This is a genomic window from Colwellia piezophila ATCC BAA-637, from assembly GCF_000378625.1.
Lineage (GTDB): Bacteria > Pseudomonadota > Gammaproteobacteria > Enterobacterales > Alteromonadaceae > Colwellia > Colwellia piezophila.
The window spans coordinates 1-17,959 of the sequence record NZ_KB905161.1; the positions used below are offsets into that span (position 1 = coordinate 1).

Below are 17,959 nucleotides of genomic sequence, written 5' to 3' on the forward strand. Positions count from 1 at the left end.
ACTTGAAGCTTGGTGCCGTCTAGCAGAATCAACTAATATATTGGCCTTACATAATTTTGCAGTCGGACTAAGAATGCACAAGGTAGGCATTTGTAACTATGCCAAATATAAGTTGACCAGTGCCCGTATTGAGGCAGGAAATGTTTCTATTGGGATGATTAGGAGGCGAGCCAGAGGAGTAAGGGATACCGAATACTTCAAATTAAAAATAAGGCAAACATCAGTTCCAGCAACGCATTCTATCTTTTATCCAAAAATCAACCTCACATAACCGGAGAAGAGCCGATTTTGTATCGAAAACGCCCCATTAAGAGTTTCATTAAACCATTACAAATTATAGAGTAATTGAAAAAAAAATGATTTGTTAAATTATTGTACACATGCAAGAATCCATAGAGTTTTTCATATACGCAATCTCATTGCCGACACTGTAGGTGGTACTACAATGATGTGGGAGATCGAACGGATTAGTAGGTTTAACACATGCAACCTTTAATCAGTTAGTACACAAAGCTCGCGTTTATTAACTGATCTTATACTTAATTGAGGAAGTAATTAAATATGAATAAATCATTTATAACAACTATAAATATGGCTCTACCCATTGCTATTACGGCTGCACTTTTTGCAACAGGTTGTGCAGCAGATACAGCTTATATCGAGGCGACGTCAAAAGTGGGTCAAGAACTTCAAACGAGTTCAGCTGCTCAATACCAAAACATCGATATTAACGCACGTTATAAAGATGAAGTTCTGTTTGAACATGAATCAAACCTATTTTGGGGTAAAGGTGAGCGCATTAAAGTATTGTCTAAAACAGGTGATTCTCTAGCGTACACAAAAGAATCTGAATTTGTGCATCCTACGCTAACTAAGCATGGTCGTAAAATGGATCAAGCGATGATTCAAGTCGATGACAATGTCTATCTTGGTTACGGTTTCGGTCTGGATACACCAGTCATGATAGAAGGTGATGACGGTATCATTATCATCGATCCAGGCGAGTCTGTTCAGATGGCTCTGTCGGTAAAAGAGCAGTTCCGTAAGATTACTGATAAGCCACTAAAAGCGATCATTTACACTCACAACCACATCGATCACATCGCTGGCGTTCGTGCCTGGGTTACAGATGCAGAAGTGGCATCGGGTGCAGTGAAAATCATCGCACATGAAGATCTAACCGCTGCCGTTGCTAACTGGTCTTCAAACCTTGGTACGCTCTTAGGTCAGCGTGTTTCTTACACGGGAGCTAAGAACGTTGAAGAGGGTGAGCACGGCACTGTAAACGATGGTCTTGGACCTCGCTTTATGCAAGGTGATACTTCATTCATTACGCCTAATGTACTTGTTAAAGATAAAGACAAGCTGGAGATCACAATCGCAGGCGTAAAATTAGAAATCGTCAGCGTGCCATCTGAAACGGCGGATGAACTGGTTATTTACTTGCCGGAACAGAAGATTTTGCATGCAGCTGAAGTGCTTCAGGGTGAAAACTTCCCTAACCTTCATACTATTCGTGGTACGAAGTTCCGTGAGCCAGCGATGTGGTTCAAGGGTATCGACGTCATGCGGGAGTTCGACACTGAAGTGATGGTCCTCTCGCACGGTCGTCCTGTTGAAGGAAGCGAAGCCGTCGCTAATGTATTAACCGCTTATCGTGATGCGATTCAGTTCACACACGATCAGACTATCCGTTTCATGAACAAAGGCATGATACCTGATGAGTTAGTAGAAGTGGTTAAACTTCCTAAGCATTTGGCTGAGCATCCATGGCTCGGTGAACACTACGGTACTGTAGCTCACGCGGTTCGTCAGATGTACGTTGGTTACATTGGCTTCTTCGAGGCAGATCCATGGCAGCTAGAGCCAATGGCTTATAATCAACGCGCTAAAGCGTTTGTTGAAATCATGGGCGGTCGAGAAAATATTATCGCAACGGCGAAAGCTGCAATCAGTGCAGAAAACCACACATTTGCCGCAGAGATATTAACTTACCTTATTACAGTAAATAAAGATGACACTGAAGTGCGGAATCTGAAAGCCGCCGCTTACAAAGCATGGGCAGCTAATCAAGTGAACATCAACTGGCGCAACTGGGCATTAAACGCAGCATCTGAGCTAGAAGGCACACGTGACTTCTCTAACATGATCAGCTTTGCATCGGTTGACATATTGACAGCCCTTCCAAGCGAGCAAATCTTCGACATGATGACTTCCACTATCATCGCAGAGAACACGCTTGACGTTCAAATGACGCTAACGTACAACTTTGCAGATACGAACGAATCATTCACTATCGAAATTCGTAACGGTATTGCACAGCTACATGATAAAGCGCTAGAAGGTGCAGACGTTCAAATCAACACCACGCGTGCGGTCCTGAACCAAATCCTAATGGCAGGCTCAAAAAGTCAAGAAGTTATCGGTAAGAATATACAGTCTGGTGACTTTAAGTTCGCTAAAGGTGACATCAAGGGTTTTGGTCAGTTCATGAGCTACTTCGATAAGCCATTGACGCCAGAAGAAATCATGCTAATCGTTCGCTAATCTCTTTTGCTAACGATTAGTTATAACTGATTGATATTGTCAAACGAAGTCGTGCCAGGGTACGCGACGCATGGTTACAACTGATCGCAGAGTTCGAAGCAAGCGGTCTCTCAAGAGCTGAGTTCACCCAGTTGCCGCCCTTCGACTATCTCTGCGAGTTGATGGAACGTGCCAAATCGAGCCCTGAGTGATTGGCCTACCTGCGTCGGTACGGCGTATAAGTAGAATAATAATTATATTGGTCAATTGAAAATTAGGTTGAATAATATGACGCTGCTTAAAATCACCTTTGTCATACTACTAGGCTGGCAAGCTACGGCCTGTGTAAAGGGAAAATATGCCTCTATGTCGGATAAAGAATTGGCCGAAAAGCAGAATCATTGTGACAGCATTCCAAAAAAGTCAGCCGTTTTCGCCAATGGTAGATAATTATATAATTGGCTAATTTGATAAAGATATGAAATAGGTACATGATCTGAACACCCTGATTATAGGTTTATTCAGACTGAAAAGACTATATAGCGCACATTGCTGACCTTTTTTAGGTATTAAAAAGCCGTCTCATAAGGACGGCTTTGTGCCAAGAGCAGTCGTTAATTTTTTTAAATTGATTCTAAATCAACTGTAACATTCCTCTTCAATGTACCAGCCAGCTTTGAGCGGTGCTATTTTAAAGTAGAATCTACCTTCCTCTCTAGTTTTTGGTATTTTTCCATCTTGATTATTTTTTACTGCAGTTACGCACCCCACATTTCTATGTACGGGCACACTAGTAACTCCTTTGCCGTGGCAATGTACTATAAAATATCCATCAACGTCATCCAACAACTCTAAGTAAGTGTTGTATCTTTCAATAGATAAGTTAGCTGCCGATAAAACTTGTTTTATGCTTGCATTCTTTATTTTAGGTTTGAATGCTAAATCTGAATTCCAGTAAATTCCCTGTCTGCGAGTATGGCCAACTCGGTCATCTGCCACATGAAAACAATTAGTTCCCCATCGCTCTTGTTTGATCATCGAATTTAGTTTTACAAAGCTATCAAAATCATCCTCAAACTTATCTTTAATTTCACTTAAGTCAGCGGGCCATATGCAGCCTTGGAGCAATCCAATTGATATTACAATCGCCAATTTAGCTTTCATTTTCATATTCCACCATAAACACATAGTTTTATATCTAATCTTGGTATATCTCTCCGGTCAACGCAATGAGCACTATAAATTGTCTATACAGATCTGAGTAATATTTTGTACAATTAGCGGTCAGTAGCAATGCTACTCTCGTTGGTAAATCAATTGTTAAAATTCCGCTTTTCGCTCTAAGGAGACATTAATATTTTCAAGCTGTTACGTCAACTATGCGCACCAAGAAGTCATTAGCGGTGAACTAGTTTTAACGTTCAATTAGTTAAAAGCTAAGGCTCACTGTTACCACTAAGAAGTCCTTAGCACTAATTGATTTTAGGGCCAAAAACTGGACTGCATGGGGAGGCAAATTCTTACCACATAAGAGTCATCTATTACAGGAGGAGTATTATTCATGACATATTCTCCTGAACTTTCAAGTCACTAATAGATATACTATACTTCCAGAAAATGGATGTTATAACAAATGAAACTGGAGAAATCAGTGAAACTTGGCTATAGGATAGACGACTTTGGAAATGAGGTTATTGGAACTTCAACTATCTCTACACGTATTAAGGAACTTGATGTAAAGCTTCTGATTCATATCAACAAAGATGTGAGTTATCCACTTCAAAGCCCACATAACAAAGGATTTCACGTCAAAGTTCGAGGAAAAGACGGAAAGTTGATTTCTGACTTTAACGTGAATGATGTAACAACGGAATCTGAATTGATTGATGCGGTTATAGATTTTTTCAACAACAAAGACAAGTATGTGATGATTACATCGGCTGTTTCGGGTGAAACATTCCAATATGAAACCAAAGTATATAATCAGACTGCTATCGATAACAAAAGTTACGATTGCTGGGATGAAGATTTGGAAGATCTAGAAGACAATATTGATCATATTGTGACGGTGTTTTTAAATAATGAACTACGTTGGGAAGTTGAATAGCTCAGCTGGCTGCATCTTCAAGTAGCTACCTATACAATCTAAGGCGCTTTGTGTCCCCAAAATATATAAAGCTAATAGTCACTATTAACGATCAGTTGACCTAACGAACAACCGATAGCTAACTTCCGCTCTACGCCCTGAGACCTTTCACAAGCTATTTCATTTGGAGTTCACAATTTTTTTAAATGAGTTGTTAAGGGCGGTAAGTACCACAAAGAAGACATTATAACATTCGACAATACGGGCAGCTATGAGCAACAAAGCGGACTTCAGGAATTAACCTTTTATTACTATAAGTTCAATCAAGTAATTTGTTACCAGTTATGCACATTCAACCCTGTTACGGCCATTTTTCTTGGCTTTATATAGCAGCTTGTCAGCTGCGCTGATCAGTGATGCTGGTTGGGTACTGATCGATGGAATGGTTGTGCTGACGCCAATGCTAATGGTAACCACATCATTGATTTCAGACGATTCATGAGGGATCTGCTGTTCGGTAATTTTGTTACGATATATTTCAGCCAACCGGTTGGCCTCTTTAGCATCCGTTTCAGGAAGCAATAGAATGAATTCTTCCCCTCCATATCGAGCAACCAAATCCGTCACTCGTTTGGATACTGACGTCAAGGCTCTGGCGACGGATATCAGGCAAATATCGCCATGTTGGTGTCCATATAAATCATTAAACTGTTTAAAAAAATCGATATCGATCATCATTAAGGAGAGCGGTTGTTGATTGCGTTGGGAACGGCTCCACTCGCAATCTAGCGTTTGGTCAAACATTCTTCTGTTTGCAATACCGGTCAGGCTATCCTGATAAGAGAATTGTTCCAATTTCCTTTGCAAAGATGCAAGTTCTTTTTCAGCTTGTTTGCGTTTGCTAATGTCCCGGATTGTTCCCTGAATAATTTTTTTACCATCCATATACAGGGAGGTTAACAGGACTTCGGCTGGGAAAACCTCACCTCCGGAGCGAATATGATTCCACTCAAAAGCATGATGTCCCCGGTGGAAGGCAGCAGTCATATTCTCCTCTATCAGTTCACTAGTACATTTCGAACCACACATTTGTGTATCTGAGGACCACTCTATCGGGTGTGTTCCGAGAAGTTCTTTTCTGCTTTTACAGCGGAACATGTGTAAAGTAGCATTGTTACAATCAATAAAACCTGTTTTATCTAGCAACATCAAAGCATCCGCACTTGATTCAAAAATTGTGCGAAATTTTCCCTCAGACTCTTTTAACTCTTTCGTCCGAACTTCAACCTTCTCTTCCAATTTGGTAAATGCTCTTGTTAATTCTTCTTTTGTTCTTTTCTCCAGTCTTAACATAAGGGATAACAAAACAAAAGATAGGGTTACGGTTAGGAACAGTACAAAAATGATGGTGAAACGTGTTTCATAATAAGGCCGCATAGCCTCTTCAGCGTCAATCTCAGTTGCAATACCAATGTCCAATGCCTCGTCCCATACCCACGCACCTAACACAGGGACACCGCGGTAGTCCCTGTAGCTGCCTATATTGTGGAACGGTAGTCCAGATATGGCACTCTTGGCCAATAGGGTAAGCGGCCTTTTTTTTGGAGGGATGCTAGAAATAAAACCCTCAAGCATGTTTCCGCCCGGGTCCGCTACCCGAATTGACAGTATTCCTTCATTTTCATAGCTAATGAGCCCAACGCGTCGAAGTTGATGGTCAAATCGGCTTTTGGTGATTAATAATCCTCCATAATCGAATGCATACGTTTCACCACTGTCCCCAATTCTGCCTAATTGTGTGATTCGGGTAAAATTACTTGAAGGGTCCAGGCGAAATGTAAGGACAGCTATGATATCCCCAGAATCACCCCTGATTGGTGATGCAACAAAAATCGTTGGCTGGTGCTTTCGCAGTTCACCAGAGCTAGTTTTAAGAGGAACATCGGAGTAGATAGTCGGGATAAATAGTGTCTCACCCGCAAACACACGTTCCAGGTATTCTTTTCTATGACGATGGATAATATTTTCACTGCCAACATTTTCGTCACGCATTGAGGCAACACTTGTTCGATCAGGTGCAATAACAAAAAAGCCCATGGCCGCCTGTTTCTTCATTTCCTTTGCCATTATCCGTCGTAATTTTTTCAGCGATGGACTATTGATTACGTCTTGGTGATTATTGTGTTCTGAAATAATTGTGCGAGTTAAAGTGACGACTTCACCTTCATTGGCAATATCCATCAAGTCACTTTTACGTTGCCCTATCCATATATGGAGTGCTTCTTGAGTTGTCTGGACGACAGTATGCAGTGATTTTATAACGTTTTGACGGGAATTTAATTCAATTCGTGAAAGTGCAAACCATGCAGAGCCTAAGACAATAATCAAAAATATAATTGTGATGATAGATCTGGGAGAAACTTTCAATACGATACCTTTTCACTAATTCAAAGCCTCGCTTGGCAGTCCAAACACCTGAATGATGAGGTTGGATATATCCCTTAATATTTGTTTCTGTTCGGCGTCGGACAGAGCAGTCACTGCCTGTAGAAGGCATAGTATATGTTCAGTATCCAAAAGTCTACGGGTATGAAACTTAAGTTCAGCTCGTGTTTTACTTTATGAATATCATGACTAAATGCTGTAAGCTCAAAAAATATCACTGTGAATCAACAAGAATTTCCTAGCCTCAAGATAACATTAAGCCCAACAGTCCATTGGAACTTTTAATGTCAGCTTTAGCGAACAGAAGACCATAGGAATTAAAGGTATTACTTCCGCTGTGCGCACCAAGAAGACGTTAGATGGTGCTATTTATATCTGTTTTTTGAGGTTTTTAAAAAGAAGAAATGTACGGGTACTGGATCATACTATCGTGCTTGCATATAAATTACTACGAACTATCATCCATTAAAACAATTACTTTATGCTAAATTTAGCTCAATTCTTTCTGCTGTATTTTGACCTCTTTGCCATGCTCTATTTATCCTGTAAGTCCCTACAAGCTGCAAATTATCATTATCTAGTCGAACAGCCAATTTAAAGCAAACCGACTATCTAAATTTTGTACAAAAACAGTTTTGTTGGTTGTTGATATATATACTATTATTACTTTACCCAAATAATAAGGAAATATAATGACAATAAAAAAATTAATATTAACAAGTTTATTTACTAGCTTGTTATGGGGTTGTGCTACAGGTAATACACCCGAAGCTAAAATGAAAAATGCGCGCGAAGAAACTGCCTCAGCGCTAGGTAAAATATATGAAGACCACCCTGAAGCCAAAGCAGATATAAGCGCTAATAGACCTCATGTAATATGTACCGGTAGTGATACCTATTTATTCGCCGCCTCAACAGGTGGTGGTATTTGTACTCTTCATGAGAATGGCAAGATAAAATATTACCGCTTTGCTTCGGTAGGTGTTGGTGCGGGCATTGGCTTTAAGCAAATAGCCTTTGTATATGTCTTTTTAAATAATGATGCTTTAGTTCGTTTTAAAGAGTCAGGCTGGGATGGAGGAGCGCGTGCAGAAGCAAGTGCAGAACATGATGGTGAAGGTGGTAATGCTTCAGCTAATCAATCTGCAGACGTTGACGGCGTGAAAATTTACCAAGCAAACTTATGGGGCGCGGCAGCACAAGCGACCGTTCAAGGGTATAAGTTTTGGCTTACCGATTTCACTGATGATGTAGTGCAAAACAGTGAATAGAGATACCAATCCATATAAGAAAGTGATCACTTAGCGAGAGTTTAAAGGCTTATAGGCAAGGCATTGGTTGCAGGTAATGGTTATTCAGGAGAATAAGCTCCTGCATTCTCTATTAAGCTACATCCATGCAGCGTCCTTATCAAAATCAATAACGCAGTATATAAGCCTTTAAAACTCGCCCTTTGGGAACTCATGGAGCACCATGATAACTTCACAAAACATGCTTGATGTAGAATGACTATAACTACGCATATTTCGATTGCTCTAATGTCGCCCACGCAGTTCTAAGTGGTCACTTCTTTATACGGAATGGTATGAGCTAAGAAAAAATAAAAAAACCATAACAAATGTTATGGTTTTTTTGATTTAGCTAATCTAAACAATCTTTAATGATTACAGTAATTGATCAATTAGTCTTTAAAGTTAGTATATTGAAAAGATTGCTCTAGGTCAGCGGCTTTTAGTAAACGCATTACTGCTTGTAAATCATCACGTTTTTTCCCTGTGACCCGCACTTGCTCACCTTGAATAGCGGCTTGAACTTTTAGCTTTTCCGCTTTAATCAGTTTGACAACTTTTTTAGCCATGTCTTGCTCGATACCCTCTTTAAAGCTTACTTGCTGACTCCAATTTCTACCGGTAGCACTTGCATCGCCAACGTTCATGGCTTTAGCATCAACATTACGTTTAGCTAATTGGCTGCGTAACATGTCGCACATTTGCTTCAATTGAAAATCACCTTCGGCTTTCAAAATTATATTAGGTTTTTTCCACTCAAAACTTGCCTCAACACCACGAAAATCAAAACGTGTGGTGAGTTCTCGGCTAGCATTGTCGACAGCATTACGAACTTCTTCTAAATCAGTTTCTGATACGATATCCATTGATGGCATAATCTATTCTCTATCTGGGGTGAGTTTTCTCGATACCCACTATTATACCGTTGCAATCAAAGCACGCAACTATAGCGAGACCTTAAACGAACAACTACCCGGGTAGCAGTGGTCGACAAGAAATACAGGGGTTTTCATGCTAGTATCGAATGACTCCTTTATTTAATTGCAGATTTTTTGTGAAAGCTCGCCAACATTCCTATTTTTTTATGACCATAGTTATCGTGATAACTTCGCTCTTTTTTGCCCATGAATTTCTCCCGGATACCTTGAGACATCGTATCTTTCAATTCCCTGCAATTGATACCCTCGGCCATTTAACTAGCTTTTTCATTTTAACTTGGGTTTGCCACTCTATTTTAAAGTTGTCTCTAGCCATCTGTGTGCCTTTGCTTATTTTTTATGGTGCATTCACTGAGATTGGCCAATCTTTTCTAGTGTACCGCAGTGGTGAGTTTGGCGATTTTATTGCTGATATTGTTGGCATTAGCTTGTTCGTAGTGGCAAAGTGGCTGTATCTCGGCTTAGCCAAAAAAACCTCTCATTAGCGTCGCCACTCGATGCTAGCATTTTGCCCTGATAACGATTCACTGACAACGAAAGAAAATGGTTACTAATTTACTTATGACAGACACACTAAATAATATTGTAATTGTTGGCCAAGGGGCTATGGGGCTACTTTGGTATCATCATTTATCTCAACAGCGCCTGAACAATCATCGGCAAAAAGTGACCTTGCTTGCTTCGAATCAAGCGTTACTAGACAAAGCGGCTCTGAACTCAGCGAAATATCAATTAACGCCCTACCGACAAGAACAGACTAAAAGCTACTCGCTCAAATACAGTCAAAAAGCTGATATCAATTCGGCTAATATCATAATCTTATGCTTGAAGTCTTTTCATATTGCCAGTGCGGTAGAGCGCATAGCAAAGGATATCAGCCCACATTGTCTGATTATTCTTGCTCATAACGGCATGGGGACTTTTGCAGGCGTTAGGAAGTTGCTGCCAAACAAGCAAGTTATCTTGGCTATGTTAACCACCCATGGCTGTTTCCGAACGGCCCCTTTAGCGATAACCCACACTGGGTTAGGACAAAGTGATATTGGTTTACTGGCTGGGGAGCTAAGTAACGAACAACAAAATCGGCTCACCAATCGGTTGAACTTAGCCCTGCCCCATGTCAGTTTTCATCAAGATATAAAGACTAAACAATGGCTAAAGTTAGCCATTAACTGTGTGATTAACCCAATAACCGCCCTTAATGACATTGATAACGGCGAGGTAAATAATAAGAAGTTTACCAAACAGATCAAGCTATTATTGGTTGAAATTATCGAGGTCAGTAAAAAAGAACATATAGATCTTGAGTTGAGTGAATTACAAGCAGTTGTACATAAAGTCGCTAACGCAACCGCACGAAACTGTTCTTCAATGCGTAGTGATACCCGAGCAGGTAAGGCAACTGAAGTAGATTATATTAACGGTTATATACACAGTTTGGGTCAACAAAATAATATTGCCACCCCCGAGAACTCTCGATTGTGGCAACAAGTGCTGAACCTCAATCATTCGCTAAATCGCGAATGATTGCATAACTTCATTGATTCTTTAAAATTAAAGGCTATTTATGGGCGGTATACTTTTACGTTTTTAAAGCCATTATCAAGTAAGTACAATGCCTGAAGCTTACTCATCACACCATGGTCGCAATATAACAAGTATTCTTTGGTCATATCTAGGTCACCAAACTGTGTAGATAACTTGTAAAACGGGATGTGCTTAACTTCTACTTTACCGAGCTCTAAAGGTTTGTCTTCTTCTTCTTCTGGACTACGAATATCAACCACAACAGCATTTTTTGGGATATTCTCAACCAAGTCGACCGCGCGGATTTCTTCTTCCGTTTCTTTACCAATATCTCGAATATCATAAACACGCGTTTCACTAACAACTTTGTCTAAAACATCAAAATCAAAGTTACCTTCTTCTTCTTCAACTTTAGATAACACCGCTTTAACCGTGGGTTTTTTAGAAATAACACCACAATATTCAGGGATAGTTTTAGAAAACTCTTCGGTGCCAATCGCGCGCGCTATGTCAATAATATCTTGTTTATCGTAAGCCGCTAAGGGACGTAGAATTAGCGTATCTGTTACCCGGTTAATTACGTTTAAGTTAGTTAGCGTTTGGCTTGATACCTGACCTAAACTCTCGCCAGTGACCAATGCTTGAATTTTACCTCGTTCTGCTATTTTGGTTGCAGCACGTATCATCATGCGTTTTAGCACCACACCCATGTGGCTATTTTCAACGTTTTCTAAAATCTCAGCAACAACAGGCTCAAAGTCTACCGCAAAAAACTTAACTTTATGTGAAGAGCCAAATTTGTTCCACAAATAATAACTGATTTGTTTAACACCCACTTCATGCGCAGAGCCACCAAGGTTAAAGAAACAGTAGTGAGTACGGGCCCCTTTTTTAATCATTTGGTAACTCGAAACACCGGAGTCAAACCCACCAGACATTAGTGATAACACATCTTCTTGGGTCGCGATTGGAAAGCCGCCCATCCCTTTATGACGTTCAGTGACAATGAATAGGTCTTTATTTTTAATTTCTAAGCGGATGGTAACATCAGGGTTTTTTAGTTTAACTTTGGCACTTTCTACCGCTTGATTTAAGCCGCCACCAACATATTGCTCTACTTTCAGTGAGTTAAAATCATGATTGCCGGTACGTTTGGCTCGTACGCAAAAAGTTTTATTTTCAATTGTTTTGGCGTGAATCGCTAATGTTTTTTCATAAATGTCATGAACATCTACAAATTCCGTTTGTTGTACTTCTAAAAATAGTGGTATACCCGGAATACATTTTAAGGCTTCAACTAGACGTGCACGATTTTCAGGTGAATTGTCTTTAGTATTAACTTCAATATTATCCCAGTTCATCCGGGTAGTGACTTGTTCGTCAATACGACGGAGAACATTTCTAACGCTCGACTCTAATATTTTAGTAAAACGTTTACGGACGGGGCGAGACTTAATGGTGATCTCGGCTTGAAGCTTTACGATAAATTTCATCGGTTATAACCTAAAAAAGACAAAAAAATAATGGCGCGGATTATATACTATTTTTAAGTCTTTTTTAAGTGTTTACCACTAAGTCTTCCAAATTTGGCTAAAGAATAGCTTACTTATCTTTCGTAATACTAATTCGCTCGGTTTCTTTAGCTTTACCTTGATTAATGGAAATTTCAACACGACGGTTTCTACGACGATTAAGCGCATTAGTGTTTGGCACGAGTGGGCGCGTATCGGCATGACCCGCAACCACTAAACGAGTAGGGTCAAAGCCAGGTACTTTAATCAATACATGGGCGATGGCAACTGCGCGTTTACTGGACAAATCCCAGTTCGAGCTAAATAGTTCAGAATTAACACCTCGATTATCGGTATTACCCGATACCATGATTTCGCCCGGCACTGTATTGAGCAATTCGCCAATTTCTCTAATAATAGGGTGAAATTTAGGTTGTAAAAAAGCTGATCCCGAAGGAAAGGAGCCATTTTCACGAATACGGATAATCACTTGTTGACCTAGAGATTCTAACTCAATAGCACCATCTTGAATTTGTTGTTCAAGTTGCTCGGCTATTTTCTTTACTAAGTCGTTCACTTGATCTTGCGCAGCTTGCTCTAAATCATCTTGGGCTTGTTGCAGTGCTTGCTGTGACAACGCATCTTCAGTATTTTGAGCTTGGCCACCACGCTCAGTGCCGCGCTGTTCTTGACGACCACCGGCAGAAGTTTCATCACCTGCCTGGAATTCCAACATTTGTTGAGTCATTTCCATGGTTTGCTGTTGAATAACTTCGATAGGTGTTGGCTCGGGTTTACCTGGACGGAATTCTTGGGCAATAATACTAGTGCCCTTGGGAATATCTTTCACTTCAATTTTATTTTGCACACCAAAGGCAAATTTCATTGAGCCGGCAATTTGTTTGAACTTTAAAACATCCATTTCAGAGAAAGATAATAATAAAATAAAAAAACACATTAACAGTGACATCAGGTCAGCAAAGGTGCCCATCCATGCAGGTAATCCTGGGGGTGGGCACTTACATTTTGGCTCAGCCATGCTTACCTCGTATCATAAGCACTCCTAACATAAACCCTCTTAACATCAGCATTCCTAACATAAGTCTACTCCCGCTATTCTTCTGTGGTATCAACTTTTCGTTTACCTTCAGCTAAATAATTTTTTAATAAGCCTTCGATAACACGGGGGTTTTGACCATCTTGAATACCTAAAACAGCATCAAGTACTAGCTCTTGATTCATTTTTTCTTCAGCCATACGCAGTTTCAATTTAGAAGCGATAGGAATAGCAATAACATTGGCTAGGAAGGCGCCGTACAGCGTGGTTAATAATGCTACCGCCATCGCTGGCCCAATGGATTTTGGATCATCCATATTTGATAACATAGCAACCAAACCAATTAAGGTGCCTATCATACCCATCGCAGGAGCAACATCGGCAAGTGCCATCATCATATTACTGCCGGTCTCATGACGCTCGGTAGTTAAATCAATATCTTTTTGTAAAGTAGATCGTACTACGTCGGCATCATGACCATCAACCAACATATCGACCCCCTTTTGCATAAAGGGATTAGTTATTTCCGCTTCTTCTAACGCTAAAAATCCACCTTTACGGGCTGCATCAGCCATATCAACCGCTTTTTCAATCAACTCTTCTGGTTTTTCTAATTTAAAAATAAAAGCTTTGATGATGATTTTACCGATACCGAAAAACTGTCCCATATTATAATTAGCCATCACCACAAAAAGTGAACCACCAAAAACAATGATCACTGACTGTGTATCAAGAAACATCATTATGTCACCTGCTAATACCATAGCCATGACTAATAAACCGATGGCACCTAAAATACCAATTAACGTAGCTAAATCCACAGAGTTCCCCTAAACAACCAACGCATTACGTTTCAGGACCTTATTTTAAATCCCATACTTCAATAAAAGAATAGTACATTATGTGAAAGGTATTCGCTAATATCTAACGATTAATTCACGAATAATAAAATATGCACATACGGTTATTATCGCCCGTAGTGTCAATTACTTAACACGAATTATGAAATATTTATTCAACTATGTCCGTTACCAATCAAGATGCAGGTTTCAGAGTGCTTGAGCAATTTCAATTCAAGGCACTGTGATGAAATAATGGTTATTCAGGAAAATGTGCTCCTGCATTCTCTTATAGGCTCCATCCATGTAACGTCATTTTAGATCACAGTAACGATGAAGTGATGTTGTTCAAGCGCTTCTTTGATGGGTTTAAAATGAATTTATACGGCGTTAAATAATCAAACCATAGAATAACTATGCTTAAACTATTTCTCTTGCCTAAAATCATTTTAATTCCCACTGAAATCCTGCACTTTGAATAGTAACGGGCATATAATTGAACTAGATCAATTGACCCGCGTGACAAGCTAGGGTAAGTTTGGCGCAATTATCTTTATGTTATCCGCTTAGAGCAAAAATCATGGCTAAAAAGAAACTAGAAAACCTCTCTTTTGAAGAATCATTAAACGAACTTGACACCATAGTGCAAAGCTTAGAACAAGGAGAGTTGAGTTTAGAAGAATCAATGGCACTTTTTGAACGCGGCTTGAACCTTAGCCAGCTAAGCCAGGTAAAATTGCAAGCTGCCGAGCAAAAAGTACAAATTCTGCTCGATAAAAATGGCACTAGCCAATTAACTGATTTTGATAGCAGTGTGAGCGAAAGTTAATGACCACTTTGATTTCATATCTGCATTATCAACAACGTATTAATGATTTTTTAACGGCTAAGTTGGAAAGCCTTGCCGTCAATGATCCTAAGTTACTTGAAGCCATGCGTTATGGACTACTGATTGGTGGCAAGCGCATGCGCCCATACCTTGCCTATATTACTGGTGAGGCAATATCCGCTAGCTTAGATGATATTGATGCTATTGCTGGCGCGTTAGAATGTATTCATGCTTATTCACTGTTACATGACGATTTACCCGCGATGGATGACGATGATTTAAGGCGTGGTAAGCCAACTTGTCATAAAGCCTTTGATGAAGCTACCGCCATTTTAGCCGGAGATGCCCTGCAAACCTTGGCTTTTGATATTTTAGCGAATCACAATTTTTCGTCGACAAAAAATGCGTCTAAGTCTCAAATACAAGTAAAACTTTTTCAACTGTTAGTTCGTGCTTCGGGATATCAGGGGATGTGTGGTGGACAGGCGCTTGATTTAGCCGCAACAAATAAAGTCATTCCACTAAGTGAATTAGAAACTTTGCATTCGTTAAAAACTGGTGCCTTGTTAGAAGCCTCGGTAATAATGCCAACTATATGTAGTGAACGCATCACCAATGAGCATAAAGTTTTTCTGAGTGAATATGCCCAACGTGTTGGCTTAGCGTATCAAGTACAAGATGATATTATTGACTTAACCTCGACCGAAGCAGAGTTAGGAAAACCCGTGGGTTCTGATTTAGCGGCCAACAAAAGTACCTACCCTGCACTACTGGGTTTAGAGGGAGCACAAGACAAAGCAGAAAACTTATTACAACAAGCACTTCAAGCTTTGGCTAGATTACCTTACAATACCCAATCTTTAGCAGATTTTGCTACCTTTATTGTTAAGCGCCGCCACTAAACAATATTGGCAGTGCAAAACTTGAAATAAAATAATTATTACCAATAGACAAACTATGACTACAAACCTTGCTGATTACCCACTACTTTCTCAAATTAATACGCCTGAAGAGCTGCGCAATTTTCCAAAAGAGCAATTAACCCGTATTAGTAATGAATTGCGTAGTTATTTACTAAATTCAGTGAGTAAAAGTAGTGGCCACTTTGCATCTGGCTTAGGTACAATTGAGCTAACAGTAGCTCTGCATTATGTTTATAACACGCCATTTGATCATTTGATTTGGGATGTTGGTCATCAGGCATACCCTCATAAGATCCTCACTGGCCGTCGTGACCAGTTACATACCATCAGACAAAAAGATGGCTTACACCCTTTTCCGTGGCGTGAGGAAAGTGTCTATGACGTTTTAAGTGTTGGCCATTCTAGTACTTCAATTTCTGCGGCGTTAGGCTTAGCTGTCGCCGCAGAAAAAGAAGGTGAAAATCGTAAAACTGTCGCCGTTATTGGCGATGGCGCCATGACTGCGGGCATGGCTTTTGAAGCCTTAAATCATGCCGGTGACATTAAGAAAGATATGTTGGTTATCTTAAATGATAATGAAATGTCTATATCACAAAATGTTGGTGCGCTGAATAATCACTTAGCAAAAATGCTCTCTGGCAGTTTCTATGCTGGCTTAAGGGAGGGTGGCAAAAAGATTTTAGGCAGTATCCCACCCATTAAAGAATTAGCTAGTCGTGCTGAAGAACACTTAAAAGGTATGGTTGTACCAAGTACCTTCTTCGAAGAACTTGGTTTTAATTATATAGGCCCTATTGATGGTCATGATGTTAATGGTTTAGTTGATACCATTAAAAATATGCGCAACCTTAAAGGCCCACAGTTGCTACATATTGCCACGAAGAAAGGTAAGGGTTATCAAGCCGCAGAGCAAGATCCAATTAAGTATCATGCAGTACCTAAATTTAATCCACAAGACACCAATTTACCTAAAGCAAAACCTAGTCTACCTACCTATTCAAAAATCTTTGGTGATTGGTTATGTAAAACCGCTGAAGTTGATAGTAAATTAGTAGCCATTACCCCAGCTATGGCTGAGGGCTCAGGTATGGTTGAATTTAGTCAGCGTTTTCCTGATCAGTACTTTGATGTTGCCATAGCAGAGCAACACGCGGTCACCTATGCAGCTGGCCTTGCTATCGGTGGTCAAAAGCCGGTAGTGGCTATTTATTCAAGCTTCTTACAACGTGGTTATGATCAATTCATTCACGATGTCGCCATCCAAAATTTACCGGTTATGTTTGCAATTGACCGTGCCGGTATTGTTGGTGCTGATGGGGCGACCCATCAGGGTGTCTTTGATTTAAGCTTTTTACGTTGCATTCCGAATACCATTATCATGGCCCCTTCGGATGAACGTGAATGTCAGTTAATGCTTAACACTGGCTTTAAACATAATGGCCCAAGCGTTGTCCGTTACCCTCGTGGTAGTGGTACCGGGGCGACACTGCCTAGCGTTGATGAAACCATAGCGCTTGGCAAGGGGGTAACCATCCTTAAAGCACAAGTGCAAAAAGATAAGACTCAAGCAGAAAAAAGTATTGCACTATTGAGTTTCGGCTCTATGTTAGTTCAGGCAAAGAAAGCCGCTATTGAGCTTAATGCCACTTTGGTCGATATGCGTTTTGTTAAACCACTAGATGGAAGCCTAATTGATGAACTCAATGCAAATCATGACTGTTTAGTGACTATTGAAGATAATGCCATTGCCGGTGGTGCTGGCTCTGGGGTCAATGAATATCTACTTGCTCAAGGTAAAGCCGTAAGAATACTTAATATAGGCGTTGCTGATCATTTTGTTAAACATGGCACGCAAGAAGAAGTGCACCATGACTTAGGCTTAGATGCCCCTGGCATTGTCGCTAAGGTGCTCAAGTTTATTAACCTACAAAACCAGTAGTTTAATATGCCAAGACATCTGAGTAAGCTGTATTGGCCTAACAAGTAATA

Annotated in this window: 16 protein-coding genes; 10 read left to right on the forward strand and 6 right to left on the reverse strand. The window is 40.1% G+C overall.

What is annotated here, in order from left to right:
* The 3 genes from F580_RS0103315 to F580_RS26265 form a co-directional block, all read left to right on the forward strand.
* Positions 1–271 (forward strand): transposase (locus F580_RS0103315; protein ID WP_019026269.1); only part of this gene is annotated, 271 nt, incomplete at its 5' end.
* A 290-nt stretch (positions 272–561) separates the two neighbouring features.
* A complete protein-coding gene (locus F580_RS0103320; protein WP_019026270.1) occupies positions 562–2,547 on the forward strand; it encodes an alkyl sulfatase dimerization domain-containing protein in 1,986 nt (661 codons plus the stop codon).
* 267 nt (positions 2,548–2,814) lie between these two features.
* On the forward strand, positions 2,815–2,976 hold the full coding sequence (locus tag F580_RS26265) for a hypothetical protein (protein WP_019026271.1): 162 nt from the start codon (positions 2,815–2,817) through the stop codon (positions 2,974–2,976).
* Between the two features lie 189 nt (positions 2,977–3,165).
* On the opposite strand, the gene F580_RS0103330 is transcribed toward F580_RS26265, so the two are convergent.
* The gene (locus F580_RS0103330; protein ID WP_157442985.1) at positions 3,166–3,696 is read right to left on the reverse strand and encodes a hypothetical protein; all 531 of its coding nucleotides are present in this window, start codon (positions 3,694–3,696) and stop codon (positions 3,166–3,168) included.
* Between the two features lie 463 nt (positions 3,697–4,159).
* On the opposite strand from F580_RS0103330, the gene F580_RS0103335 reads away from it, so the two are divergent.
* The gene (locus F580_RS0103335; protein ID WP_019026273.1) at positions 4,160–4,633 is read left to right on the forward strand and encodes a hypothetical protein; all 474 of its coding nucleotides are present in this window, start codon (positions 4,160–4,162) and stop codon (positions 4,631–4,633) included.
* A gap of 321 nt (positions 4,634–4,954) precedes the next feature.
* Here the strand turns inward: F580_RS0103335 and F580_RS25355 are convergent, their stop codons facing one another.
* Entirely contained in the window at positions 4,955–7,039 is a 2,085-nt protein-coding gene (locus F580_RS25355; RefSeq protein ID WP_019026274.1) for a sensor domain-containing diguanylate cyclase, read from the reverse strand.
* A gap of 710 nt (positions 7,040–7,749) precedes the next feature.
* On the opposite strand from F580_RS25355, the gene F580_RS0103345 reads away from it, so the two are divergent.
* Positions 7,750–8,328 carry a lipid-binding SYLF domain-containing protein gene (locus F580_RS0103345; protein ID WP_019026275.1) on the forward strand — a complete coding sequence of 193 codons (579 nt, stop codon included), beginning with the start codon at positions 7,750–7,752 and terminating at the stop codon, positions 8,326–8,328.
* A gap of 410 nt (positions 8,329–8,738) precedes the next feature.
* On the opposite strand, the gene F580_RS0103350 is transcribed toward F580_RS0103345, so the two are convergent.
* A complete protein-coding gene (locus tag F580_RS0103350; protein WP_019026276.1) occupies positions 8,739–9,221 on the reverse strand; it encodes a YajQ family cyclic di-GMP-binding protein in 483 nt (160 codons plus the stop codon).
* A gap of 209 nt (positions 9,222–9,430) precedes the next feature.
* On the opposite strand from F580_RS0103350, the gene F580_RS25360 reads away from it, so the two are divergent.
* Positions 9,431–9,769: a VanZ family protein gene (locus F580_RS25360; protein WP_157442986.1), complete on the forward strand. Its 339-nt coding sequence runs from the start codon at positions 9,431–9,433 to the stop codon at positions 9,767–9,769.
* 76 nt (positions 9,770–9,845) lie between these two features.
* Positions 9,846–10,811 (forward strand): ketopantoate reductase family protein, encoded by a 966-nt coding sequence (locus tag F580_RS0103360; protein WP_157442987.1) that lies wholly within the window; start codon positions 9,846–9,848, stop codon positions 10,809–10,811.
* Positions 10,812–10,849: 38 nt separating this feature from the next.
* On the opposite strand, the gene thiI is transcribed toward F580_RS0103360, so the two are convergent.
* From thiI to pomA, 3 genes are all read right to left on the reverse strand, one after another.
* A complete protein-coding gene (gene thiI / locus F580_RS0103365; RefSeq protein WP_019026280.1) occupies positions 10,850–12,304 on the reverse strand; it encodes a tRNA uracil 4-sulfurtransferase ThiI in 1,455 nt (484 codons plus the stop codon).
* Between the two features lie 109 nt (positions 12,305–12,413).
* Positions 12,414–13,361, reverse strand: coding sequence for a flagellar motor protein MotB (locus F580_RS0103370; RefSeq protein ID WP_026301220.1), 948 nt, complete (start codon positions 13,359–13,361; stop codon positions 12,414–12,416).
* Between the two features lie 74 nt (positions 13,362–13,435).
* A complete protein-coding gene (gene pomA, locus F580_RS0103375; protein WP_019026282.1) occupies positions 13,436–14,200 on the reverse strand; it encodes a flagellar motor protein PomA in 765 nt (254 codons plus the stop codon).
* A 598-nt stretch (positions 14,201–14,798) separates the two neighbouring features.
* Between pomA and F580_RS0103380 the strand changes: the two genes are divergently transcribed.
* From F580_RS0103380 to dxs, 3 genes are read left to right on the forward strand one after another with little or no spacing between them, the layout of a single operon-like run.
* A complete protein-coding gene (locus F580_RS0103380; protein ID WP_019026283.1) occupies positions 14,799–15,047 on the forward strand; it encodes an exodeoxyribonuclease VII small subunit in 249 nt (82 codons plus the stop codon).
* Positions 15,047–15,949 (forward strand): (2E,6E)-farnesyl diphosphate synthase, encoded by a 903-nt coding sequence (gene ispA, locus F580_RS0103385; protein ID WP_019026284.1) that lies wholly within the window; start codon positions 15,047–15,049, stop codon positions 15,947–15,949. Before F580_RS0103380 ends, ispA begins: the two co-directional genes overlap by 1 nt.
* A 55-nt stretch (positions 15,950–16,004) precedes the next feature.
* Positions 16,005–17,909, forward strand: coding sequence for a 1-deoxy-D-xylulose-5-phosphate synthase (gene dxs, locus F580_RS0103390; RefSeq protein WP_019026285.1), 1,905 nt, complete (start codon positions 16,005–16,007; stop codon positions 17,907–17,909).
* The last annotated feature ends 50 nt before the right edge of the window (positions 17,910–17,959 follow it).

Excerpts from the sequence above, each read along its gene's own strand:
- thiI (WP_019026280.1), bottom strand. The coding sequence starts at position 12,304 with ATGAAATTTATCGTAAAGCTTCAAGCCGAGATCACCATTAAGTCTCGC.
- dxs (WP_019026285.1), top strand. The coding sequence starts at position 16,005 with ATGACTACAAACCTTGCTGATTACCCACTACTTTCTCAAATTAATACG.
- F580_RS25360 (WP_157442986.1), top strand. The coding sequence starts at position 9,431 with ATGACCATAGTTATCGTGATAACTTCGCTCTTTTTTGCCCATGAATTT.
- ispA (WP_019026284.1), top strand. The coding sequence starts at position 15,047 with ATGACCACTTTGATTTCATATCTGCATTATCAACAACGTATTAATGAT.
- F580_RS0103345 (WP_019026275.1), top strand. The coding sequence starts at position 7,750 with ATGACAATAAAAAAATTAATATTAACAAGTTTATTTACTAGCTTGTTA.
- F580_RS0103330 (WP_157442985.1), bottom strand. The coding sequence starts at position 3,696 with ATGAAAATGAAAGCTAAATTGGCGATTGTAATATCAATTGGATTGCTC.
- F580_RS26265 (WP_019026271.1), top strand. The coding sequence starts at position 2,815 with ATGACGCTGCTTAAAATCACCTTTGTCATACTACTAGGCTGGCAAGCT.
- F580_RS0103320 (WP_019026270.1), top strand. The coding sequence starts at position 562 with ATGAATAAATCATTTATAACAACTATAAATATGGCTCTACCCATTGCT.
- F580_RS0103360 (WP_157442987.1), top strand. The coding sequence starts at position 9,846 with ATGACAGACACACTAAATAATATTGTAATTGTTGGCCAAGGGGCTATG.
- F580_RS0103350 (WP_019026276.1), bottom strand. The coding sequence starts at position 9,221 with ATGCCATCAATGGATATCGTATCAGAAACTGATTTAGAAGAAGTTCGT.
- F580_RS0103380 (WP_019026283.1), top strand. The coding sequence starts at position 14,799 with ATGGCTAAAAAGAAACTAGAAAACCTCTCTTTTGAAGAATCATTAAAC.
- F580_RS0103370 (WP_026301220.1), bottom strand. The coding sequence starts at position 13,361 with ATGGCTGAGCCAAAATGTAAGTGCCCACCCCCAGGATTACCTGCATGG.
- F580_RS0103335 (WP_019026273.1), top strand. The coding sequence starts at position 4,160 with ATGAAACTGGAGAAATCAGTGAAACTTGGCTATAGGATAGACGACTTT.